We start from the raw sequence: 22,294 nt of genomic DNA, 5'->3' as shown, positions 1-22,294 counted from the left end.
AAAGTCCTTAGCGCGTGCCGCCGCTCTGCTTGAGAAAGTTGGCGAACAGCTCGTAGCCCTGCTCGGTCAGGATCGATTCGGGGTGAAATTGCACCCCTTCGATATTCAGTGTCTTGTGGCGCAGGCCCATGATCTCGTCGACCGAACCGTCTTCCAGTTGGGTCCAGGCGGTGAGTTCCAGGCATTCCGGCAGGGTCTCGCGCTTGACCACCAGCGAATGGTAGCGGGTCACGGTCACCGGCAGGTTGAGGCCGTGAAACACGCCCACATCATTATGGAACACCGGGCTGGTCTTGCCGTGCATCACCTGGCGCGCGCGCACCACATCACCGCCAAAGGCCTGGCCGATGGACTGGTGGCCCAGGCACACACCCAGGATCGGCAGCTTGCCGGCGAAATATTGGATTGCTTCCAGGGAAATACCCGCCTCGGTCGGCGTGCACGGGCCCGGCGAAACCACGATACGCTCCGGGTTCAGGGCAGCGATCTCGGCCACGCTCAGTTCGTCGTTGCGCACTACCTTGACCTCGGCACCCAGCTCGCCCAGGTACTGCACAACGTTGTAGGTAAAGGAGTCGTAGTTATCAATCATCAGCAACATGGGGGAAACCTCAGGAATTGGGGGTCTGTTCAGCCAGCGCAACGGCGCGGAACATCGCGCGGCGCTTGTTCAGGGTTTCTTCCCATTCGAGGGCCGGCACCGAGTCGGCGACGATCCCGCCGCCGGCCTGCACGTGCAGTTCCCCGTCCTTGATCACCGCCGTACGGATCGCAATGGCGGTGTCCATGTTGCCGTTCCAGGCGAAATAACCCACGGCGCCGCCGTAGACACCGCGCTTGACCGGTTCCAGCTCGTCGATGATCTCCATCGCGCGGATCTTCGGCGCACCCGACAAGGTGCCCGCCGGCAGAATCGCGCGCAGCGCGTCCATCGCGGTCAAGCCGGCTTTCAGCTCACCGGTGACGTTGGAAACAATGTGCATCACATTCGAGTAACGCTCGATGACCATCTTCTCGGTGAGTTTCACCGAACCGATTTCCGACACGCGCCCGGTGTCGTTGCGGCCCAGGTCGATCAGCATCAGGTGCTCGGCGATTTCCTTGTCGTCACTGAGCAGGTCTTCTTCCAGCGCCAGGTCGGCTTCTTCGGTCGCGCCACGCGGGCGTGTGCCGGCGATCGGGCGCACGGTGATCAGGTTGTCTTCGACCCGCACCAGCACTTCCGGCGAACTGCCCACCACGTGGAAGTCGCCAAAGTTGAAGAAGTACATGTACGGCGTCGGGTTGAAGCAGCGCAGCGCGCGATACAGGTCGATCGGCGCAGCCTTGAAGTCGATGGACATGCGCTGCGACGGCACGACTTGCATGCAGTCACCGGCGAGGATGTATTCCTTGATCGTATCGACCGCGCGCTCGTAGTCATCCTGAGTAAAGCTTGAACGAAAAATCGGGTCGGCTGCCGGTGGACGGCTGAGGTCCAGGCCGCGACGCGGGGTGATCGGCTGGCGCAGTTTCTCCAGCAGGGCTTCGAGGCTGGCCTGGCCCTGCTCGAAGGCGTCGGCCTTGGACGGGTCGGCGAGCACGATCGCGTGCATCTTGCCGGCGAGGTTGTCGAACACCACCACCGCATCCGAGACCATCAACAGAATGTCCGGCACCCCCAGCGGATCCGGGTTCGGGCATTTGCCCAGGCGTTTTTCCACGTAGCGCACGCAGTCGTAGCCGAAATACCCCACCAGGCCGCCGTTGAAACGCGGCAGGCCAGGGATGGTCGGCACGTTGTAGCGCGCCTTGAAGGTTTCGACGAACGCCAGCGGGTCTTCCACGTCATGGCTTTCGATCTCGACGCCATCATGGGTGATGCTCACGTGATGGTCGTGCACCCGCAGTACGGTGCGGCACGGCAGGCCGATGATCGAGTAACGGCCCCACTTCTCGCCACCCTGTACCGATTCGAGCAGGTAGGAGTTGGGCTCGTCGGCCAGTTTCAGGTAGATCGACAGCGGCGTATCGAAGTCGGCCAGGGTTTCGCAGGCCAGGGGAATGCGGTTATAGCCGGCAGCGGCCAAACGCAGGAATTCTTCGCGGGTCATGATGTGCCTCGTGGCATGAGGGTCTAACAGTCAGGTATGCAAACGTGCCGCAGCGCGGCCAGGATCAGTCAGGCGCGCCAACGCCAGCGGGCCAGGGCCTTGATGACTTTCATCCAGAGTTTGCGAGTGACCACCACGATGGAATTTCCAGAAGGGGACGGATCGATGTCGGGCAACGTTATCTCAGCGCCCGCTCCCAAGCAACCGGGGATTAACAGTCGCAGGTCATCAATCACCAGCGCCGGCGACTCTTCGGCAATCGGCCGGCCATGGTTGTAGCCGTAACTGAGCGCCACACACTGCACGCCAGCGGCCTTTGCCGCCAGCACATCACTGCGCGAATCGCCGACAAACAACGACTGGGAGGCCGGGATATTGGCCATTTTCATCACGAAAAACAGCGCTGCCGGGTCGGGCTTCTTCTGCGGCAAGGTATCGCCACCGATGATCCAGCGGAAATACCGGCCGATTTTCATCTGGTCCAACAGCGGCGCGACGAAACGCTCCGGCTTGTTGGTGATCAGGGCCATTTCCACGCCCTGCTTGCTCAGCCATTTGAGCGTGTCGCGCACGCCGGGGTAGACCACGGTCAGTTCGTGGCCGCTTTCATAGGCGGCATTGAACAGTTCCAGGGCGTGCTCGGCCTCGACATCGTCGACGCCTTCGGCATCGATGTGATTGGCCAAGGCCCGACGCACCAGCAGCTGCACGCCGTTGCCGACCCACTCGCGCACCGATTCGATCCCCGCCGGCTTGCGCCCAAGCTTGAGCAGCATCTCGTCCACCGCCGCTGCCAGGTCAGGCACCGAATCGATCAACGTACCGTCCAGATCGAACATCACCAGCCGTGGCAGCTTGCCGGGAAACAGCTGCTCGAAGCCGCTCATGGACGCGCCAGCGCCAGTTCTGCACGCATCTTGTCGATGACTTCCTGGTAATCGGGGGCGTTGAAGATCGCCGAGCCGGCCACAAAGGTATCGGCGCCTGCTGCTGCGATTTCACGGATATTGTTGACGTTGACCCCGCCGTCGATTTCCAGGCGGATATCGCGGCCCGAGGCATCGATCAGCGCGCGGGCTTCGCGCAGTTTGTTCAGGGTGCCGGGGATGAACTTCTGCCCGCCGAAGCCTGGGTTGACGCTCATCAGCAAGACCATGTCGACCTTGTCCATCACGTATTCAAGCACGCTCAATGGGGTCGCCGGGTTAAACACCAGGCCCGCCTTGCAGCCGCCTTCGCGGATCAGTTGCAGGGTGCGGTCGACGTGCAGCGTGGCTTCCGGGTGGAACGTGATGTAGGTGGCGCCGGCCTCGATGAAGTCGCCGACGATGCGGTCCACCGGGCTGACCATCAGGTGCGCGTCGATCGGCGCGGTGACGCCGTACTTGCGCAGCGCCGCGCAGACCATTGGGCCGATGGTCAGGTTGGGCACGTAGTGGTTGTCCATGACATCGAAGTGCACGAAGTCGGCACCGGCGGCCAACACTTTGTCCACTTCCTCACCCAGGCGGGCGAAGTCGGCGGAGAGAATCGATGGAGCAATGACGAAGGGCTGCATGACGCACCTTTTTTGAGCTAAATCACGATGGCGCGCATTGTATACCTCATGCTTTGCCCTGCGCACCGTGACCTGGCTCAACGGCTAGTACGCAGCCCGATAGATTTTCTCGATATCCGCCGCGCTGAGCTTGCGCGGATTGTTGCGCATCAGGCGCTCGATACCGGCCGCTTCGGTGGCCATGGACGCGATAGCCTCCTCGGGCACGCCAAAGCTGCGCAGGCCTGCCGGGATCTCCACGGCAGCGCACAAGCGTGTCATCGCCTCGACTGCCTGGTCGGCCGCATCGTTGACGCTGAGCCCGCTCACATTCACGCCCATGGCCTGGGCAATGTCCTGCATGCGCTCGACACAGGCCAGCTTGTTCCAGTGCATCACATACGGCAGCAACAGGGCGTTGCTCACGCCGTGGGCGATATTGAAGCGCCCGCCCAGCGGGTACGCCAATGCGTGCACCGCGCCGACCCCGGCGTTACCGAACGCCATGCCGGCCATCAGGCTCGCGGTGGCCATGTCATCGCGGGCCTGCAGGTTGGCCGGGTTGGCGTAGGCCTTGGGCAGCGCCGTGGCAATCAGCTTGATCGCGCCAATGGCCAGGGCATCGGTGATCGGCGAGGCGTTCAGCGACAAATAGGACTCGATGGCATGCACCAGCGCATCCACACCACTGGCCGCGGTGACACTGCGCGGGCAGGTCAAGGTCATGTGCGGGCTGATCAACGCGACATCCGGCAGCAGGTAATCGCTGACGATGCCTTTCTTCAACTGCGCGACCTTGTCGGAGAGGATCGCCACATTGGTCACCTCGGAGCCGGTGCCGGCAGTGGTGGGGATCGCGATCAGCGGCGGGCCCTTGCGCGGCACCTGGTCGACGCCGAACAAATCCGCCAGCGCGCCGTGATAACCGGCATAGGCCGCGACACTCTTGGCGATGTCGATGGCGCTGCCACCGCCCACGCCGATCAGGCCATCGTGCCCGCCTTCGCGGTACACGCGCATGCAGTCCTCGACGATGGCGATTTCCGGGTCGGGCAGTACGCGGTCGAAAATTTCGTAAGTGCGCTCACCAAGGTGTTCGAGCGCCAGCGCCACGGTGCCGGACTTGACCAGTGCGGCATCGGTGACGATCAGCGGGTTGTCCACATCCAGGCGTGTGAGTTCGGCAGCCAGTTGTTCGATGGCGCCAGCGCCGGTCAGCAGTTTGTGGGCGATCTTGAATGAGGAAGTACTCATGTGCGCGGCCTCTTATTCGGAAATGGGCTGGCACTAGAGTAGCTGAGGGAAATAGGTTGTCAGCCATTCAGCAACTGAATGGTCTGAATGAACACAAAACCAATGTGTGTGGGCTTGCTCGCGAAAGCGGTGTGTCAGTCAACAGACCTTTTACTGATCCACCGCTTTCGCGAGCAAGCCCGCTCCCACATTTTGATCTCCGCTTGGGTTTAGACCTGCGCGGTGCGCAGTTTTTCGCTGCGGCCACGCAGCCATTCCAGCGTCAGCAACAGCAACACCGAGAAGGCAATCAACAAGGTCGCTGCCGCAGCAATGGTCGGGCTGAGGTTCTCGCGGATGCCGCTGAACATCTGGCGCGGCAGGGTCGCTTGCTCGGGGCCGGCGAGGAACAGCGTCACCACCACCTCATCGAACGACGTGGCGAAAGCGAACAGCGCGCCGGAGATCACCCCCGGTGCAATCAACGGCAGGGTCACCCGGCGAAACGCGGTCAATGGCGACGCGCCCAGGCTGGCAGCCGCCCGCACCAGATTATGGTTGAACCCCTGCAACGTCGCCGACACGGTGATGATGACAAACGGCACGCCGAGCACGGCGTGCACCACAATCAGCGAGAAGAAGCTGTTGCCCAGGCCCAGCGGCGCAAAGAACAGGTAACTGGCCACGCCAATGATCACCACCGGTACCACCATCGGCGAAATCACCAAGGCCATGACCAAGGCTTTGCCGGGGAAATTCCCGCGCGTCAGGCCAATCGCCGCCAGCGTGCCGAACACCATGGCGAGCACCGTGGCCGCCGGGGCGACGATGATGCTGTTCTTCAAGGCACGCATCCATTCGGCCGAGGCGAAGAAGTCCTGGTACCAGTGCAGCGAAAAACCCTGCAGCGGGTACACCAGGAAACTGCCGCTGTTGAACGACAGCGGGATGATCACCAGCACGGGCAGGATCAGGAACAGCAGGATCAGGCCGCAGAGAATCCGCAAGCTGTAGAACCACACCCGCTCGACGGGCGACATATAAGGGCTCAGCATCGCAAGGTCTCCTCAGCTCAGGCGCAGGCGACTGGCGCCCACCAGCCGGTTATAGATCAGGTACAGCACCACGGTCGCGAGCAGCAGCAAGCCGCCCAGCGCCGTCGCCATGCCCCAGTTGATGCTCGTGTTGGTGTAGAAGGCCACGAAGTAGCTGACCATCTGGTCGTTCGGGCTGCCGAGCAGCGCCGGCGTGATGTAGTAACCAATCGCCAGGATGAACACCAGCAGGCAGCCGGCGCCTACCCCGGCGTAGGTCTGCGGGAAGTACACGCGCCAGAAGCTCGCGAATGGGTGACAACCCAGGGAAATTGCCGCACGCATATAGGTGGGCGAGATGCCCTTCATCACGCTGTAGATCGGCAGGATCATGAACGGCAGCAGGATGTGCACCATCGAGATGTAGACGCCGGTGCGGTTGAACACCAGCTCCACCGGTTTGTCGACCAGGCCCAGGCCCATCAACGCGCTATTGATCAGGCCACCGGACTGCAGCAACACGATCCACGCCGCCACCCGCACCAGGATCGAGGTCCAGAACGGCAGCAGCACGAGGATCATCAGCAGGTTGCTTTTGCGCGCCGGCAGGTTGGCTAACAGGTAGGCCACGGGATAGGCCAGCAGCAGGCACACGAAGGTGATCACCAGGCCCATCCAGAAGGTGCGGGCGAAGATGTCCAGGTAGATCGCCTGGTCCGGCGTGGCCGGGGCGACTTCGCCGAGGTCGTCGATGCGATGATCGACGGCCGCCAGCAGGTAATACGGTGTGAGGCTGCTGGTATTGCGCCGGATCGCCTGCCAGTACGCCGGGTCGCCCCAGCGTTCATCGAGGCTTTCCAGCGCTTCTTTATAGGAAGCGGGTGCGTCGCTGAACGGCAGCGCCCGCGCGGTTTTGGTCAGCAGGCTGCGATAGCCGGCCAGTTCCATGTTCAAGCGTTTGGACAGGTCGCCCAGGGTCTGGTTTTTACGCGCTTCGCCCAGGTCCTCGCTGAGGGCCTGATACACCGGCTCGCCCGGCAAACCCCGGCCATCCCAGGTCTTCACCGCGACCACGGTGCGCGGCAAACCGCCCACCACTTCCGGGTTGCCGACGCTTTTGTAAAGCAGCGCAACAATCGGCACCAGGAACACCAGCAGCAAAAACAGCACCAGCGGCGCAATCAAGGCCTGCGCCTTCCAGCGATTGAGCCGCTCGGCACGCGCCAGGCGCTGCTTGAGGGTGGGGCTGGGAATGGCGATAACCATGGCAAACTCCGGAACTTGAAAATGAATGCGCTCTGCCCAACACAGCAGATCTCATGTGGGTGCGGGCTTGTGTGGGAGCGGGCTGGCTCGCGAATGCGGTGTGACAGTCAGCCCATGAGGAGACTGATCCACCGTATTCGCAAGCAAGCCCACTCCCACACTTACCGGTTCGCACATGGTTTCAGCGGTGTTGCAGGTTATTTGGCAGCCCAGGAATTGAAGCGCTGCTCCAACTGCTCGCCGTTATCCGCCCAGAAACTCACATCGATCTGCACCTGGTTGGCGATGTTCTCTGGCGTGGTCGGCATATCCTTCAGCACATCCTTGGCCAGCAACGGTACGGCTTGGGTATTGGCCGGGCCGTAGGCGATGTTTTCCGAATAGGTTTTCTGCTGCTGCGGCTGCACCGAGAAGGCGATGAATTTCTTCGCCGCTTCCGCGCGATCCTTGGCCAGGCCCTTTGGAATGGCCCAGGCATCGAAGTCGTAGATGCCGCCGTTCCACACTACTTTCAGGTTGCTCTCTTTCTGCACGGCAGCGATGCGACCGTTGTAGGCCGAGCTCATCACCACGTCACCCGAGGCGAGGTACTGCGGCGGCTGTGCACCGGCTTCCCACCACTGGATCGACGGCTTGAGTTCGTCGAGTTTCTTGAACGCACGGTCCTGGCCATCCTTGCCGGCCAGCACTTTGTAGACGTCCTTCGGTGCAACCCCATCAGCCATCAAGGCGAATTCCAGGGTGTACTTGGCGCCCTTGCGCAGGCCGCGCTTGCCCGGGAATTTCTTGGTGTCCCAGAAATCTGCCCAACTGGTCGGCGCAGAAGCCAGCTTGTCGGCGTTGTAGGCCAACACGGTGGACCACACGAAGAAGCCCACGCCGCACGGCTGGATCGCGCCCTTCACGTAGTCGCCCGCGTTGCCGAACAGTTTCGGGTCCAGCGGCTCGAACATGTCTTCGTCGCACCCACGCGACAGTTCCGGGGATTCGACTTCCACCAGGTCCCAGGACACGCTCTTGGTGTCAACCATGGCCTTGACCTTGGCCATTTCGCCGTTGTACTCGCCAGCGACGATCTTGCCGTTGCCGGCGCTTTCCCACGGTGCATAGAAGGCCTTGACCTGAGCCGCCTTGTTCGCGCCGCCGAAGGACACGACCGTCAGGTCCGGGCCTGCCATGGCCTGTGTCGCGCCCATCAATCCAATCGCCAGGGCCGAATATTTAAGGGATCTCAACATTGTTGTTCTCTCCACGTGCAGGGTTGGTGAAGCCATGGGGCGATCAATTCGCCTCTAGAAGTGGGTCGAGTGCGCGAACGTGCTCGACTTGCCAGCCAATCGGTACCACGTCGCCAACCGCCAACGCTGGGTCCAGCTCGGCGATCGGTTGTTTCACAAAAAAATCGGTCTTGCCGCAGACTTCCAGGCGCACACGCACGTGGTCGCCCAGGTAGATGAACTCCGCCACCCGTCCGGAGAAACGGTTGCTGCAGCTCTCGCTGGAACCATTCAGGCTGACGCGCTCAGGGCGTACCGACAGGGTCACCGGGCCGCCGACCTGGCCGACGTTCACCGCCAGCGCCTCAACCTTCTCGCCGCGCGCCAGCTCCACCACGCAACGGTCGCCGGTATGGCTGTGCAGGCGCCCGTTGAGGCGATTGTTCTCGCCAATGAAGTTGGCGACGAAGGTGTTCTTCGGTTCTTCATAAAGGGTGCGCGGCGCGGCAATCTGCTGGATCTCGCCCTGGTGGAACACCGCTACCCGGTCAGACATGGTCAAGGCTTCGCCCTGGTCGTGGGTCACATACACCACGGTCACGCCGAGACGCTGGTGCAGGTGCTTGATCTCCATCTGCATGTGTTCACGCAGTTGTTTGTCGAGGGCGCCGAGGGGTTCGTCCATCAGCACCAGTTGCGGCTCGAACACCAGCGCCCGGGCCAATGCCACGCGCTGTTGCTGGCCGCCGGAGAGTTGAGCCGGGTAGCGCTGGGCGAAGGCGTCGAGCTGGACCATATTCAGCACGCGCTTGACCCGCTCGCTGATGTCGGTCTTGCTCAAGCCGCGCACCGACAGCGGGAACGCGAGGTTCTCGGCGACGGTCATGTGCGGGAACAACGCGTAGTTCTGGAACACCATGCCGATATCACGCTTGTGCGGCGGCACGTTGTTGATGGAGCGGCCGGCCAGTTGGATTTCGCCGGCAGTCGGTGTTTCAAAGCCGGCGAGCATCATCAGGCTGGTGGTCTTGCCCGACCCGGACGGCCCGAGCAGGGTGAGGAACTCGCCCTTGCGAATCTCCAGGTTGAGGTCCTTGACGATCAGGTTCTCGCCGTCGTAGCTCTTCTGCACGCCACGAAAGCTGACCAGCACATCATTTGAATCCACCTCGCTCATACCCGCACCTTTGTGTTTTGGACTGCCGTGGCACAAGCGTAGTCCAGCCGCGAGACCCCGGAAATCGGGGGCCAGGAGAGAATCGCATCAGCCGGATGGAAGGTTGGGGGTAGGGATCGCCCTACACGAATGGCGGGGACAGGACAGTGCTGCGACAAGATGCGAGCTGCAAGCGGCAAGAATGGGCATCTACCTGCGAAACACCTGTCGCAAACAGACACGCCCCTTCCCTGTAGAAGCCCGGCTTGCCGGCGATGCGTACGAAAAATCGTCTTCGCCGGCAAGGAATAGACGTCACCCCGCGTCCTACAAAAGCTTGTGCTCCATGGCGTACTTCACCAGTTCCGCCAATGAAGTGATATTGAGCTTCTGCATCAGCCGCGCCTTGTGGGTGCTGATGGTCTTGCTGCTCAGCGCCAGCTGCTGTGCGATGTCATTGACATTGGCGCCCTGGGCCAGGCGCTCGAACACCGAGAACTCCCGCTCCGACAGCAGCGAATGCAGCGGACGGGCGTCCGTCAGGCCGACCTCAAAAACCATGCGATCCGCCAGGTCCGGGTCGATGTAGCGCCCACCGGCCGCCACCTTGCGGATCGCCGTGAGCAACAGCGCCGGGTCGCTGTCCTTGGTTGCGTAACCGGCAGCGCCGACCTTCAGGGCGCGGGCGGCCATCTGTGCTTCATCGTGCATGGACAGCACCAGGATCGCCGGCGGATTGCTCAACGCGCGTATCCGCGCAATCGCCTCCAAACCGTTGACGCCAGGCATCGAGATATCCAGCAACACCACCTCGCAGGGCACATGGCGCAAGGTCTCGAGCAACTGCTCGCCATTGCTCGCCTCGCCCACGACCTGCAGGTCTTTGGCCAGGCCGATCAATTGCTTGATGCCTTCTCGAACGATGGTGTGGTCTTCGGCTACCAGTACGCGAATCACAAGGCCTTCCTCTTAGGGTTATGCATCCAACGGCACCGTGACACTCAGGGTCGTGCCCTCCCCCAGCTCGCTGTCCAGGCTCAGTTGCCCGCACATGATCAACACCCGCTCGCGCATGCCCACCAGGCCAAACGACACGGGACGCCCCTTGGCCTGGACGAAACCGACGCCGTCATCACTGATGGTCAGCCGCAGGTGGGGACCTTCCACCACCAGCGTCAGCTCGACAGTATGCGCCTGGGCATGGCGCATCACATTGGTCAGCGCTTCCTGCAGGATCCGGAACAGGCCAATGGCCTTGGCATCACTCAGGGTCGGCAAGTTCTCCGGCACTTGCACCAGGCAGGGGATTTGCGTGCGCGCTTCAAAGCGCCGCGCCTGCCACTCGATGGCCGAGGCGATCCCGGCATCCAGGATCGGCGGGCGCAGCGCCGTCGCCACGTCCCGCACCAGTTGGAAAAGCTGTGCAATCAGGCGCTTCATGCTGTTCAGGCGCTCATGCAGGCCTGGGTCCAACTGTGCATAGGCCAATTCGCACATGGAGGTTTCCAGCTTGAGCACCGTGAGCATTTGCCCCAGCTCGTCGTGGACTTCGCGGGCGATGCGCGCTTTTTCTTCCTCGCGCACCGTTTCCAGGTGGGCCGACAACTCGCGCAACTGCGCTTCACTTTGCAACAGGGCGGCCAGGGTACGGCGCAGTTCAGTGACATCGTTGAGGTAGACCACCAGGTATTCAGCTTCGGCAAACCGCAGAAAACTCAGGGACACGTTCGCCGGCAGGATGCTGCCGTCGGCGCGCCGGCAATCGGTGGCGAAGTTCTGTGGCCCGTCTTCACTGGCCCGCGCACGCTTCCACAGGTTGAGCCAACGGTCCATGTCCAGGGAAGGATCGAGGTCGGCCAGCGGCCGCTCGATCAGGGCGCCGGCGTTATAGCCGAGCATGTTTTCGGCCGCGCGGTTGGCGTAGCGCACGTGGCTGTCCCAGTTGACCCACAGGATGCCAACGGTGCTTTGGTCGATGGAGAACTGCGTCAAGCGCAAGGCTTCAGCACCGGCGGCGCGGGCCGCGCTTTCTTCGCGGGCGGCCAGCAGGCCTTGCTCAAGCACGCGTTGCTGGCGGCGCTGCCAGAACACAATGGCCAGGCTGGCGAGCAGGAGCAGCCCCAAAAACAGGCTGAGGTTTTGCCACAGGCCCGGGGATTCCGTCATGCGTGGGTATTTGGGCTGCAGCCAGCGGTTGTGCAGTTGGTCCAGGTCACGGGCGGGGATGGCGCGCAAAGCGCTTTGCATGATGCCGGCCAGCTCCGGCCAATCCCGGCGCGTGGCCACTCGCAGCAACTGCGGCAGGCCGATATCGCCCACCACCGCCAGCCCGGCGAACTCGGCCTCGCCGGACAAGCGGCTCAACTGCGCTTCATCCACTACGGCATACCGGGCCTGTTGGCTGACGAGCAACTGCAGGGCCTGGCGCTCCATGGGCACACCTTGCAGATTGAGGCCGGGATACGTACCGCGCAGGTAATCGGCCACGGCACTGGGCATGCGCACCGCGACACGCGATTGCTCGTCGAGCTTTTCCAGTTCGACCGCCCCGCCACCGTCACGGACGCCCACGATGTGTTGCGGCACGCGCATATAGGGATCGGTGAACAGCCACAGGCGCAAACCGGCCGGGGTCTGTTGCAGGCCGGGGGCGATGTCCACTTCGCCATCGCCGAGGGCCGCCTCCAACTGCTCCTGGCTGGGGAAGTTGCGCCAGGTCAGTTCGATATTCAGCGCCTTGGCCAGCCATTGCATCAGCTCGACATTGGCCCCGGACAACCGCTGCAGGCGGCGGTCGTATTGTGCGTACGGCGCCTGCAACACCAGGCCCACCCGCAACTCCGGGTGCCGGGCCAGCCATTCGCGTTGGGCCGCATTCAGCTGCGCTTGTGGGGCCGCGGGCGCAGGGGCGGCGTTCGCCATCAAGGCAAAGCATAAACAGCCGATAACCAGCAGACAGCGAAAACCCATGATCCACGTCTCACATCACTGACAAATACTGACCAACCCATTAGGCTGCTGGAATCACTTCTGGCCGGGAATTAACGATGCCCTTTCTCCACCGTTCGGCACTGCCAGCATTGTGCCTGTCGCTTCTCTTTACCAGTGCCTTTTCCGTACAGGCGGCCGATGCACCCGCGCCCGCGGCGGAAAAACCGGTCGAACGCCTGCCCTTGCCCGAGCGCAGCCAGGAAGAAGCCAGTGCCCTTGAGCGAAAAATCCCGCAACAGGAACAGCAACAGTTGCAGGCCGGCAGCGACTCATTCCTCGCCCTGTGGAAACCGGCCAACAGCGCCGAACCCGAAGGCGTGGTGATTATCGTACCGGGCGCCGGCGAAAATGCTGACTGGCCGCAAGCAATCGGCCCGTTGCGGCGCAAGTTTCCGGATGCCGGATGGGGCAGTCTCAGCCTGTCGTTGCCGGACACCAGCATGGACACGCTGCCGCCGCGCGTCATGGAGGCGTCCAAGGCCACTGTCGACACCAGCAGCAAAGACGCGAGCACCGCCGACAAACCCATCGAACAGGCCGCCAGTGCCGAAGCCGAAGGCACTGACCCGGCCGTGGTACCCGGCGCCGACGAGCAAGACAAGACCGACGCCTCACGCATCTTCGCGCGCATCGATGCCGCCGTGGCCTTCGCCCAGGCCCAGGGCGCACGCAGTGTGGCGCTGGTCGGTCATGGCACCGGGGCCTGGTGGGCCGCGCGTTACTTGAGCGAGAAGCAGCCGTCCCAGGTACAGAAATTTGTCATGGTCGCGGCGCAGACGCCCACCGGTCGCCAACCGGACGTCGAGCAGTTGGCTCCCGGCCTGAAACTGCCGACCGCCGATGTCTTCTATCAAGACACCGCCCAGGCACGCAAAAACGCCCTGGCCCGTGCGCAGGCGGCCAAGCGCTTGAAGAATGAAGGGTATAAGCAAGTGACATTGAAGACCCTGCCCGGCAACAGCGCGGCCGAGCAGGAGCAGTTGTATCGGCGGATTCGCGGCTGGCTGAGCCCGCAGGCAAGCAGCGACTAACCCCGACTTTCAGGAAAGCCGCAGACCTCCTGTGGGAGCAGGCTTGCTCGCTCTCACAATAGGGTTGTCACACTCACATCGCGTGACTTAACGGAAATCCCGGCGCTCGCGAATCAACGCATAGGCGCTGTGCAATTCGCGGGTGCGCTCGGTGGCCTCACGCACTTGCGCGGGGGTTGCGCCACTGCCGGCAATCTTGTCCGGGTGGTGGCGACTGAGCAGGCGGCGGTAGGCGCGCTTGATCACCGACGGCTCGCTGGTGGAGGTCACGCCAAGCAAACGCAGCGCGTCCTGATAACTGCCACCGCGATTGACCAACGGCTTGCGCTCCGGCGTGTAGTCCGCGGCCAGTGCCTGCAGTTGCTGCGGCGTCCAGCCCAGCCACTTGCCCCACAGGTCGATCAGGTCACGCTCGGCGTCATCCGCCCGGCCGTCCGCCCAGACCATCCGCCAGCACGCACGCAACACACCTTCGGCCGCATGCGGCTGAGCCTTGAGCACACGCAGGTAGGTGCGCACACGGTCAGACCCGGATTTGCCGCGATTGAACGCCGCGATCGCCCGGCGCTGGGCCGAGTCGGTCATGTCCAGCGAACGCATCTCCTGGCGCGCCTGCTGGATATGCCCGTCCACCACGCGACCATTGCTCTTGGCCAGGCGCCCCAGCAGCACGAACAATAATTCATCATTGCGCAACGCCGGGCGCCCGCCCAGGCGCTCACGCAACTGTGCCCAGCTTTGCAGTTGCAGGCGGCGGTCCAGCGCCTGCCCCAACAGCGCACCCAACAAGGCCCCCGGAATGCTGGCAATGGCAAAGCCAGCCCCGGCGCCGATCAGCGTCCCTGGCCACAACATGCTACTGCCCCGCTGTCAGCAGGGTTTCGACTTGCGCCAGGCGCTCCAGCGTGCCGACATCAATCCAGCGTCCCTCCATGTGTTCCCCCGTCACCAAACCTTTGGCCATCGCCGCGCGCAGCAGCGGCGCCAGCTTGAAGGCACCGGCACTGCAACCCGCGAACAATTTCGGGTCGAGCACTGAAATGCCACTGAAGGTCAGGTTATCGGCACCGGACGCCGCATCATGAAGCACGCCTTGATCAAGGTAGAAATCACCGCCCGAGGGGTGATGCGCCGGGTTGTCGACCATCACCAGATGCGCCAGGCCCTGCAGCGGTTGGCGCAGCCGGGTGAAGTCGTAGTCGGTCCAGATATCCCCATTGACCACCAGGAAGGGCTCATCCCCCAGCAGCGGCAAAGCCTGGAAAATCCCGCCGCCGGTTTCCAGCGGCTCGCCTTCCGGGGAGTAGCGGATGCGCAAGCCAAATTGTGCGCCGTCGCCCAGGTAGCTTTCGATCTGCTGGCCCAGCCAGGCATGGTTGATCACGATATCGGTGAAGCCGGCCTTGGCCAGCGCCTCCAGGTGATACTCGATCAGGCGCTTGCCACCGGCCTGCACCAGCGGCTTGGGCGTGTGCAAGGTGAGCGGGCGCATGCGCTCGCCTTTGCCCGCCGCCAGGATCATCGCCTTCATACGCTGGCCTCGGCGGGCTGGCGCAGGCTGGTCAGCAACTCAGCCAGTTCGCTCAACTCGGCACGTTCGGCTAGCACTGCTTCTATATAAGCAAAGAAGCGCGGCACGTCGGCCAGGTAGCGGGGCTTGCCGTCGCGATGGCAAATGCGCGCGAAGATGCCGATAACCTTGAGGTGACGCTGGACGCCCATCAGGTCGCTGGCGCGCAGGAACTCGTCGAAATCCGCCTGCACCGCAATGCCGGCCTGCCCCGCGCGCTGCCAATAGCCGCGTTGCCATTCCCGTACGCGGGCCTGGGGCCAACTGAGGAAAGCATCCTTGAACAGGCAGGTGATGTCGTAGGTGACCGGGCCGTAGACCGCGTCCTGGAAATCCAGCACGCCGGGGTTCGGCTCGCTGATCATCAGGTTGCGTGGCATATAGTCGCGGTGCACCAACACTTTGGGCTGCGCCAGGGCGCTGTCGATCAGCCGATCACTGACACGCTGCCAGAGCGCTTGCTGCTGTGTATCGAACTCGATACCCAGGTGCCTGCGCACGTACCACTCCGGAAACAATTCCAGCTCGCGGCGCAGCAAGGCGACATCGTAGCTGGGCAACGGCGCATCCATCGGCAACTGCTGAAAGGCCAGCAATGCATCGATGGCATCGGCGAACAATCGATCGGCGTTTTGCTCGTCAATGACGTCCAGGTAGGTTTTTCTGCCCAGGTCATTGAGTAAAAGAAAGCCTCGCGACAAATCTTCTGCATAAATTTTTGGAACATTTATGCCGGACTTCGCGAGCAAATGAGCGATATCGACGAAAGGTTTGCAGTTTTCCTGGGGGGGTGGAGCGTCCATCACGACGAACGTGCGACCACCCCCTTCCCACCGGAAATACCGCCTGAAACTCGCGTCGCTGCTGGCCGCGGTCAATGTGGCCGGGGGTACGGCACCCCAGCTTTGAGCGTTGAAAAGGATCGGCAACTGCTCATCCAGCCAGACTTCCAGCTGTTGTAAACGTAGATCTTGCTCGGGCATTACAAGGGTCTCCGACGGCGCTAGCCGTCAAGCGGGTCATGCTTTATTATCACGCATCTTTTTCAGACCATCGAGAGGCGTGCGGCCCACACCGCGGGCAGATGGCACGCAGGAAGCCCGGACTAATAAGATGGCATTGAAATCCCCCGCGTTTCGTAGAAAATTTCCGTTGCTGGTAACCGGCAGTCTGCTGGCCATGCAACCCTTCGCCACCTCATTCGTGGTCGCCGCGGAACAGTATGACTGCTCAGTCTCTGCTTCGGGTGCCTGGGATTGCGCGCCGAAAACCGCCGCTGCCCCTCTACCACCGCGCCCGGTGCATGACGGCGCTGCCGTCAGCTCGGCCAACAGTACGGCTCAGGCCGATACCGGTGGCAAAGCCGATGCCGAGCCTAAGACCGCACTGGTTACCGAAGCCAAGGGCCGTGGCCTGCGTTCGCGCAGCGCCGACTACAGCCACCTGGACTGGGTACCGCGCGACAAGCTGACCGCAGCCCAGTTGGCCGAAACCGGTCCTTACTGCGGCGGTGCTTACATCGAGCCGATTCGTCCTGGCATGAACGACAAGACGAACAAGAGCGATGCACCCACCTTCATCGGTGCCAAGGCCTCTCGCTACGAGCAGGAACAACAGGTCGCAACCCTGGCCGGTGACGTCGTCATGCGCCAGGGCAGCATGCAGCTGGAGTCCGAGGAAGCCAGCCTGTACCAGGCTGAAAACCGCGGCGAGCTGAACGGCAATGTGCGCATGCGCGACAACGGTGCCCTGATCGTCGGCGACCACGCCGAGGTCCAGCTGGACACCGGCGCGGCGCAGATCGACAACGCCGAGTACGTGCTGCACAAGTCGCGCATCCGCGGCAACGCGCTGTACGCCAAGCGTGCCGAAAACGCGATCATCCGTCTCAAGGACGGTACGTACACCACGTGCGAGCCAGACAGCAACGCCTGGCAGCTCAAGGGCAACAACATCACGTTGAACCCGGCCACCGGTTTCGGTACGGCTACCAACGCGACGTTGCGGGTCAAGAACATTCCGATCCTGTACACCCCGTACATCTATTTCCCGATCGACGACCGTCGTCAATCCGGCTTCCTGCCACCAAGCTTCAGCAGCGGCAGCGAAACCGGCTTTACCTTGGTAACGCCGTACTACTTCAACCTGGCGCCCAACTATGACGCCACGTTGTACCCGCAATACATGACCAAGCGCGGCCTGATGATGGAAGGCGAGTTCCGCTACCTCACCAAGTCCAGCGAAGGCCAGGTCGGCGGCGCGTACCTGAACGACGACAACGACGAACGCAAGCGCCAGACCGATTACGAAAAAACCCGCTACATGCTCAACTGGCAACACAAGGGCGGGCTGGATTCGCGTGTACTGACCCAGGTCGACTACACCACGATCAGCGACCCTTACTACTTCCAGGACCTCAAGTCCTACCAGGAAGGTGTCGAGAGCCAGGACTACGTCAACCAGCAGGGTTCCGTCACTTATCGCGGCGACACCTTCCAGGCACGTCTGAACCTGCAGGCCTACCAGCTGGCCACGATTTCCCAGGTCACCCCGTATGACCGCCTGCCGCAGATCACCTTCAACGGTACCCTGCCGTACCATCCAGGTGGCTTGAACTTCAGCTACGAGACCGAAGCCGTCCGCTTCGACCGCGACCTGGAAAACGGTAGCTTCACCAACGAAAACGGCGAGATTGAACCGCGCCTGGACACCTATGTTCGTGGCCTGACCCGTGCAAACGGTACTCGCCTGAACGTAGCGCCAGCTGTCGAATACCCGATGAACTGGACCTACGGCTTCGTGACGCCGAAGCTCAAGTACGTCTACACCAAGTACGACCTGGACCTGGACAACATCGGCAAGAACCAGATCGTTGCTGATCAGGCTGCAGCCACCGCTGCCAACCCGTACGCGGGCGGCACCTTCAAGAGCTCCCAGGACCGTGCGCTTCCGGTGGCCAGCATCGACAGCGGCCTGTACTTCGATCGCAACACCAACTGGTTCGGCAAAGACTATCGCCAGACCCTTGAGCCGCGTGCGTTCTACCTATACGTACCGAACAAGGACCAGAGCGATATCCCGGTGTTTGACACCAGCGAGTACTCGTTCAGCTACGCGTCGCTGTTCCGCGACAACCGCTTCAGCGGCTCCGACCGTATCGGCGACGAGAACAAGCTGTCCCTGGGCTTGACCAGCCGCTGGATCGAAGACAACGGCTTCGAGCGTCAGCGCGTATCCGTGGGCCAGGCGCTGTACTTCAAGGATCGTGAAGTGCAACTGCCGGGCATCCTGGCTTCCGACCGTGCCGATGCACAGTCCGATGTCTCGCCAATCGCCCTGGACTACGAGTTCCGCTTCAACCGCGACTGGCGCGCCACTGCCGACTACAACTGGGACACCGAGAATCACAGTCCTCGTTCCGGCAGCGCGATGCTCCACTACCAGCCGGAAGACAACCCGAACAAGATCATCAATGTCGGCTATCGCTATCGTAACGACCAGGTCGTCTACAACCAGCTGACCGGCAAATGGCAGTTCGGTGGTGACTATGGCCAGCCAGGCGATCCGAACTTCGTGAAGGATTACTACAAAATCCAGCAACACGACTTCTCGATGATGTGGCCGATCATTCCACAGTGGAACCTGATCACCCGCTGGCAGTATGACTACGCTCGCAACCGTACCCTGGAAGCCTTCGGTGGTTTCGAGTACGACAACTGCTGCTGGAAACTGCGCTTGATCAACCGTTACTGGGTTTCCAACGACGAATACAGCCAGATCGCCCCGCTTAACGAAAAGGGTGACCACGGGCTCTTCCTGCAAATCGTCCTCAAAGGACTCGGCGGCCTGACCGGCGCCAAGGTAGAGAGCTTCCTCGACAAAGGCATTGAAGGTTATCGTGAACGTGAAGACCAAGCTTTCTGATTGTCTGCGCCCGCTAGTGCTGGGCGCGCTGTTCCTGGGTACCGCATCGGCTCACGCTGCGGTTCAAGAACTGGATAAAGTAGTGGCCATCGTCGATAACGACGTGATCATGCAGAGCCAACTGGACCAGCGCGTCAAGGAAGTCCAGCAAACCATCGCCAAGCGTGGCGGTGGCGTGCCGCCTACCAGCGTCCTGGACCAGCAGGTGCTTGAGCGCCTGATCGTCGAGAACCTGCAACTGCAGATCGGCGACCGTTCCGGCATCCGTATTTCGGATGAAGAACTGAACCAGGCCGTGGGCACCATTGCCCAGCGCAACAACATGAGCATTGACCAGTTCCGCGCGGCCCTGGCCCACGATGGTTTGTCCTATGAGGACGCCCGTGACCAGATCCGTCGTGAAATGATCATCAGCCGTGTGCGCCAGCGTCGTGTGGCCGAACGCGTTCAGGTGTCCGAGCAGGAAGTGAAGAACTTCCTGGCGTCTGACCTGGGCAAGATGCAGCTGTCCGAAGAGCTGCACCTGGCCAACATCCTGATCGCCACGCCTGACAGCGCCACATCCGAGCAGTTGAATGCCGCCGCGGCCAAGACCCAGGCTATCTATGATCGCCTGAAGGCCGGTGCCGACTTCGCCCAAATGGCGATCGCCCAGTCGGGCAGCGACAACGCCCTCGAAGGCGGTGATATGGGCTGGCGTAAAGCTGCTCAATTGCCACCTCCGTTCGACCGCGAGCTGAGCGCGATGGAAGTCGGTGGCATCACCCAGCCTGCACGCACGCCGGGTGGCTTCATCATCCTCAAGCTCCTGGAAAAACGTGGCGGCGAGACCTCGCTGAAAGACGAAGTGCATGTTCGTCATATCCTGGTCAAACCAAGTGAAATCCGCAGCGAAGCGCAAACCAAGGAACTGGCCCAGAAGATCTATGACCGCATCGAAAGCGGTGAAGACTTCGCCACCCTGGCCAAGAGCTTCTCGGAAGACCCGGGTTCTGCCCTCAACGGCGGCGACTTGAACTGGATCGACCCGAAGGCCCTGGTGCCGGAGTTCCAGCAGGTGATGGCCGAAACGCCACAAGGCGTGCTGTCCAAGCCGTTCAAGACCCAATATGGCTGGCACGTACTGGAAGTCCTTGGCCGTCGCGCCACCGACAACACCAGTCAGGCCCGCGAGCAACAAGCACTGAACGTACTGCGTAACCGCAAATACGACGAAGAGCTGCAAACCTGGCTGCGTCAGATCCGTGACGAAGCTTATGTAGAGAACAAGCTGCCAGGCGCCGAGCAAACAGGCACCGACCAGGCAGCCCAGTGAAACCCCAGCGTTTCGCGGTGACACCCGGCGAGCCGGCCGGCATTGGTCCAGACCTGTGCCTGCTGCTCGCCTCGCAACCCCAGCCACACCCCCTGATTGCCATTACCAGCCGTGACCTGCTCCTTGAGCGGGCCGCGCAGCTGGGTGTGGCTGTCAATCTGCTGGACGTGGCGCCGGGCAACTGGCCTGACCTGCCTGCTCCTGCCGGCAGCCTGTACGTGTGGGACACCCCGCTTGCAGCCAAGGTTGTGGCCGGGCAGCTGAACAAGGCCAATGCGGCCTTTGTCCTGCAAACCCTGACACGTGCTGGCCAGGGCTGCATCGACGGCGACTTCGCCGGCATGATCACCGCGCCGGTGCACAAGGGCGTGATCAACGAATCCGGTATCGCCTTTTCCGGCCACACCGAATTCCTTGCCGAGCTGACGCACACCGAACAAGTCGTGATGATGCTGGCCACGCGCGGCCTGCGGGTCGCCCTGGTGACCACGCACCTGCCACTGCGCGAGATCGCCGACGCCATCACCGTTGAACGTGTCGAACGCGTAACACGCATCCTGCACGCCGACCTGCAACATAAATTCGGCATTGCCCAACCGCGCATCCTGGTCTGCGGGCTCAACCCCCACGCCGGCGAAGGCGGCCATTTGGGCCATGAAGAAATCGACATCATCGAACCAACCCTGGAGCGTCTGCGCCAAGAAGGCATGGACCTGCGCGGCCCGTTGCCTGCAGACACTCTGTTTACCCCCAAATATCTGGAGCACTGCGATGCAGTGCTGGCGATGTACCATGACCAGGGGCTGCCCGTGCTGAAATACAAAGGCTTCGGCGCCGCAGTCAACGTGACACTGGGCCTGCCGATCATCCGCACCTCCGTCGACCATGGCACCGCCCTGGACCTGGCAGGCAGCGGCAAGATCGATACCGGCAGCCTACACGTGGCCCTGGAAACCGCCTATCAGATGGCCGAGACCCGTATATGACTGAGCATTACCAACACCGGGCGCGCAAGCGCTTCGGGCAAAACTTCCTGCACGACGCTGGCGTGATCGACCGCATCCTGCGCTCCATCCATGCCAAGCCCGAAGACCGCCTGCTGGAAATCGGCCCGGGCCAGGGCGCACTGACCCAAGGCCTGTTGGCCAGCGGCGGCCAACTGGACGTGGTGGAGCTGGACAAGGACCTGATCCCGATCCTCAACCAGCAGTTCGCCGGCAAGTCCAACTTCAATCTGCACCAGGGCGACGCACTGAAGTTCGACTTCAACACCCTCAATGCCGCGCCCAACAGCCTGCGCGTAGTCGGCAACCTGCCGTACAACATCTCCACACCGCTGATTTTCCACCTGCTGAACAACGCCGGGATCATCCGCGACATGCACTTCATGCTGCAAAAAGAAGTGGTCGAACGCCTGGCTGCAGGGCCTGGTGGTGGTGATTGGGGCCGCCTGTCGATCATGGTCCAGTACCACTGCCGCGTGGAACATCTGTTCAACGTCGGCCCAGGTGCGTTCAATCCACCGCCGAAGGTTGACTCAGCCATCGTGCGCCTGGTGCCGCACGCCGTGCTGCCGCACCCGGCCAAGGATCACAAGCTGCTCGAGCGCGTGGTGCGCGAAGCGTTCAACCAACGCCGCAAGACCCTGCGCAACACGCTCAAGGCGCTGCTGAGCAACGCCGAAATCGAAGCCGCCGGCGTCGACGGTAGCCTGCGCCCCGAGCAACTGGATCTGGCGGCGTTCGTGCGCCTGGCGGACCAGCTTGCCATTCAGCCCGCCCCCGCCGTCGAATAACCCCGTAGCAGCCGGCTTGCCGGCGATGGCGCACTCAACCTCGCTATCGCCAACATGCCGGCTCTGACAAGGGCGTGCCCACTGGCCAGACGGCATGTCTGGCCTAGTGCCCACCTATTGGCCTAGACTGAT

19 protein-coding genes are annotated in these 22,294 nt (G+C 62.3%); 5 read left to right on the top strand and 14 right to left on the bottom strand.

Annotated elements, in window-relative coordinates:
* Positions 1–7: 7 nt before the first annotated feature.
* The 11 genes from NTD80_RS14380 to NTD80_RS14330 form a co-directional block, all read right to left on the bottom strand.
* Positions 8–601, bottom strand: a complete 594-nt coding sequence (locus NTD80_RS14380; protein ID WP_065904600.1) for an aminodeoxychorismate/anthranilate synthase component II — start codon at positions 599–601, stop codon at positions 8–10.
* A 10-nt stretch (positions 602–611) separates the two neighbouring features.
* On the bottom strand, positions 612–2,093 hold the full coding sequence (trpE, locus tag NTD80_RS14375; protein WP_213552734.1) for an anthranilate synthase component I: 1,482 nt from the start codon (positions 2,091–2,093) through the stop codon (positions 612–614).
* 68 nt (positions 2,094–2,161) lie between these two features.
* Entirely contained in the window at positions 2,162–2,980 is an 819-nt protein-coding gene (locus tag NTD80_RS14370) for a phosphoglycolate phosphatase (RefSeq protein WP_262134092.1), read from the bottom strand.
* Complete coding sequence (gene rpe, locus NTD80_RS14365) at positions 2,977–3,651, bottom strand: ribulose-phosphate 3-epimerase (RefSeq protein ID WP_065904606.1); 675 nt, start codon at positions 3,649–3,651, stop codon at positions 2,977–2,979. Before rpe ends, NTD80_RS14370 begins: the two co-directional genes overlap by 4 nt.
* Positions 3,652–3,735: 84 nt before the next feature.
* Positions 3,736–4,884, bottom strand: coding sequence for an iron-containing alcohol dehydrogenase (locus NTD80_RS14360; protein WP_262134091.1), 1,149 nt, complete (start codon positions 4,882–4,884; stop codon positions 3,736–3,738).
* Between the two features lie 209 nt (positions 4,885–5,093).
* Complete coding sequence (locus NTD80_RS14355; RefSeq protein WP_017739612.1) at positions 5,094–5,918, bottom strand: ABC transporter permease; 825 nt, start codon at positions 5,916–5,918, stop codon at positions 5,094–5,096.
* A 12-nt stretch (positions 5,919–5,930) separates the two neighbouring features.
* The gene (locus tag NTD80_RS14350) at positions 5,931–7,163 is read right to left on the bottom strand and encodes an ABC transporter permease (RefSeq protein ID WP_262134090.1); all 1,233 of its coding nucleotides are present in this window, start codon (positions 7,161–7,163) and stop codon (positions 5,931–5,933) included.
* Between the two features lie 197 nt (positions 7,164–7,360).
* Positions 7,361–8,401 (bottom strand): ABC transporter substrate-binding protein, encoded by a 1,041-nt coding sequence (locus NTD80_RS14345; RefSeq protein WP_106802479.1) that lies wholly within the window; start codon positions 8,399–8,401, stop codon positions 7,361–7,363.
* A gap of 43 nt (positions 8,402–8,444) precedes the next feature.
* Positions 8,445–9,557 (bottom strand): ABC transporter ATP-binding protein, encoded by a 1,113-nt coding sequence (locus tag NTD80_RS14340; protein ID WP_065904611.1) that lies wholly within the window; start codon positions 9,555–9,557, stop codon positions 8,445–8,447.
* 306 nt (positions 9,558–9,863) lie between these two features.
* A complete protein-coding gene (locus NTD80_RS14335) occupies positions 9,864–10,493 on the bottom strand; it encodes a response regulator transcription factor (RefSeq protein WP_065904613.1) in 630 nt (209 codons plus the stop codon).
* Positions 10,494–10,511: 18 nt separating this feature from the next.
* Positions 10,512–12,506, bottom strand: a complete 1,995-nt coding sequence (locus NTD80_RS14330; protein ID WP_262134089.1) for a histidine kinase — start codon at positions 12,504–12,506, stop codon at positions 10,512–10,514.
* Positions 12,507–12,583: 77 nt separating this feature from the next.
* Here NTD80_RS14330 and NTD80_RS14325 point away from each other — a divergent pair, with 77 nt between their 5' ends.
* Positions 12,584–13,558 (top strand): alpha/beta hydrolase family protein, encoded by a 975-nt coding sequence (locus NTD80_RS14325; protein WP_262134088.1) that lies wholly within the window; start codon positions 12,584–12,586, stop codon positions 13,556–13,558.
* Between the two features lie 87 nt (positions 13,559–13,645).
* On the opposite strand, the gene NTD80_RS14320 is transcribed toward NTD80_RS14325, so the two are convergent.
* From NTD80_RS14320 to NTD80_RS14310, 3 genes are read right to left on the bottom strand one after another with little or no spacing between them, the layout of a single operon-like run.
* Positions 13,646–14,413, bottom strand: a complete 768-nt coding sequence (locus tag NTD80_RS14320; protein ID WP_106802477.1) for a TerB family tellurite resistance protein — start codon at positions 14,411–14,413, stop codon at positions 13,646–13,648.
* A 1-nt stretch (position 14,414) separates the two neighbouring features.
* Entirely contained in the window at positions 14,415–15,089 is a 675-nt protein-coding gene (gene murU / locus NTD80_RS14315) for an N-acetylmuramate alpha-1-phosphate uridylyltransferase MurU (protein WP_262134087.1), read from the bottom strand.
* The gene (locus tag NTD80_RS14310; RefSeq protein ID WP_262134086.1) at positions 15,086–16,111 is read right to left on the bottom strand and encodes an aminoglycoside phosphotransferase family protein; all 1,026 of its coding nucleotides are present in this window, start codon (positions 16,109–16,111) and stop codon (positions 15,086–15,088) included. Before NTD80_RS14310 ends, murU begins: the two co-directional genes overlap by 4 nt.
* Before the next feature lie 130 nt (positions 16,112–16,241).
* On the opposite strand from NTD80_RS14310, the gene NTD80_RS14305 reads away from it, so the two are divergent.
* Genes NTD80_RS14305 through rsmA form a run of 4 tightly spaced genes read left to right on the top strand, consistent with a single transcriptional unit; the run spans position 16,242 to position 22,162 of the window.
* Positions 16,242–19,052, top strand: a complete 2,811-nt coding sequence (locus tag NTD80_RS14305; protein ID WP_065904625.1) for an LPS-assembly protein LptD — start codon at positions 16,242–16,244, stop codon at positions 19,050–19,052.
* Positions 19,027–20,367 (top strand): peptidylprolyl isomerase, encoded by a 1,341-nt coding sequence (locus tag NTD80_RS14300; protein WP_065904630.1) that lies wholly within the window; start codon positions 19,027–19,029, stop codon positions 20,365–20,367. Before NTD80_RS14305 ends, NTD80_RS14300 begins: the two co-directional genes overlap by 26 nt.
* Entirely contained in the window at positions 20,364–21,353 is a 990-nt protein-coding gene (gene pdxA / locus NTD80_RS14295; protein WP_065904632.1) for a 4-hydroxythreonine-4-phosphate dehydrogenase PdxA, read from the top strand. The genes NTD80_RS14300 and pdxA overlap by 4 nt, the downstream gene beginning before the upstream one ends.
* The gene (gene rsmA, locus NTD80_RS14290; protein ID WP_262134085.1) at positions 21,350–22,162 is read left to right on the top strand and encodes a 16S rRNA (adenine(1518)-N(6)/adenine(1519)-N(6))-dimethyltransferase RsmA; all 813 of its coding nucleotides are present in this window, start codon (positions 21,350–21,352) and stop codon (positions 22,160–22,162) included. The genes pdxA and rsmA overlap by 4 nt, the downstream gene beginning before the upstream one ends.
* Positions 22,163–22,294 lie beyond the last annotated feature (132 nt).

Origin of the sequence: Pseudomonas sp. 13B_2.1_Bac1 (genome assembly GCF_025466155.1) — a bacterium.
GTDB lineage: Bacteria > Pseudomonadota > Gammaproteobacteria > Pseudomonadales > Pseudomonadaceae > Aquipseudomonas > Aquipseudomonas aylmerensis.
The sequence above is the reverse complement of the archived record's forward strand: the minus strand, read 5'-3'. Positions and strand labels throughout refer to the sequence as shown.

What these genes read in the sequence shown, in the direction of transcription:
- murU (WP_262134087.1), bottom strand. Translation starts at nt 15,089, where the DNA reads ATGAAGGCGATGATCCTGGCGGCGGGCAAAGGCGAGCGCATGCGCCCG.
- NTD80_RS14325 (WP_262134088.1), top strand. Translation starts at nt 12,584, where the DNA reads ATGCCCTTTCTCCACCGTTCGGCACTGCCAGCATTGTGCCTGTCGCTT.
- trpE (WP_213552734.1), bottom strand. Translation starts at nt 2,093, where the DNA reads ATGACCCGCGAAGAATTCCTGCGTTTGGCCGCTGCCGGCTATAACCGC.
- NTD80_RS14380 (WP_065904600.1), bottom strand. Translation starts at nt 601, where the DNA reads ATGTTGCTGATGATTGATAACTACGACTCCTTTACCTACAACGTTGTG.
- NTD80_RS14310 (WP_262134086.1), bottom strand. Translation starts at nt 16,111, where the DNA reads ATGCCCGAGCAAGATCTACGTTTACAACAGCTGGAAGTCTGGCTGGAT.
- NTD80_RS14350 (WP_262134090.1), bottom strand. Translation starts at nt 7,163, where the DNA reads ATGGTTATCGCCATTCCCAGCCCCACCCTCAAGCAGCGCCTGGCGCGT.
- rsmA (WP_262134085.1), top strand. Translation starts at nt 21,350, where the DNA reads ATGACTGAGCATTACCAACACCGGGCGCGCAAGCGCTTCGGGCAAAAC.
- NTD80_RS14360 (WP_262134091.1), bottom strand. Translation starts at nt 4,884, where the DNA reads ATGAGTACTTCCTCATTCAAGATCGCCCACAAACTGCTGACCGGCGCT.
- NTD80_RS14340 (WP_065904611.1), bottom strand. Translation starts at nt 9,557, where the DNA reads ATGAGCGAGGTGGATTCAAATGATGTGCTGGTCAGCTTTCGTGGCGTG.
- NTD80_RS14320 (WP_106802477.1), bottom strand. Translation starts at nt 14,413, where the DNA reads ATGTTGTGGCCAGGGACGCTGATCGGCGCCGGGGCTGGCTTTGCCATT.
- NTD80_RS14355 (WP_017739612.1), bottom strand. Translation starts at nt 5,918, where the DNA reads ATGCTGAGCCCTTATATGTCGCCCGTCGAGCGGGTGTGGTTCTACAGC.
- NTD80_RS14345 (WP_106802479.1), bottom strand. Translation starts at nt 8,401, where the DNA reads ATGTTGAGATCCCTTAAATATTCGGCCCTGGCGATTGGATTGATGGGC.
- NTD80_RS14370 (WP_262134092.1), bottom strand. Translation starts at nt 2,980, where the DNA reads ATGAGCGGCTTCGAGCAGCTGTTTCCCGGCAAGCTGCCACGGCTGGTG.
- rpe (WP_065904606.1), bottom strand. Translation starts at nt 3,651, where the DNA reads ATGCAGCCCTTCGTCATTGCTCCATCGATTCTCTCCGCCGACTTCGCC.
- NTD80_RS14305 (WP_065904625.1), top strand. Translation starts at nt 16,242, where the DNA reads ATGGCATTGAAATCCCCCGCGTTTCGTAGAAAATTTCCGTTGCTGGTA.
- NTD80_RS14330 (WP_262134089.1), bottom strand. Translation starts at nt 12,506, where the DNA reads ATGGGTTTTCGCTGTCTGCTGGTTATCGGCTGTTTATGCTTTGCCTTG.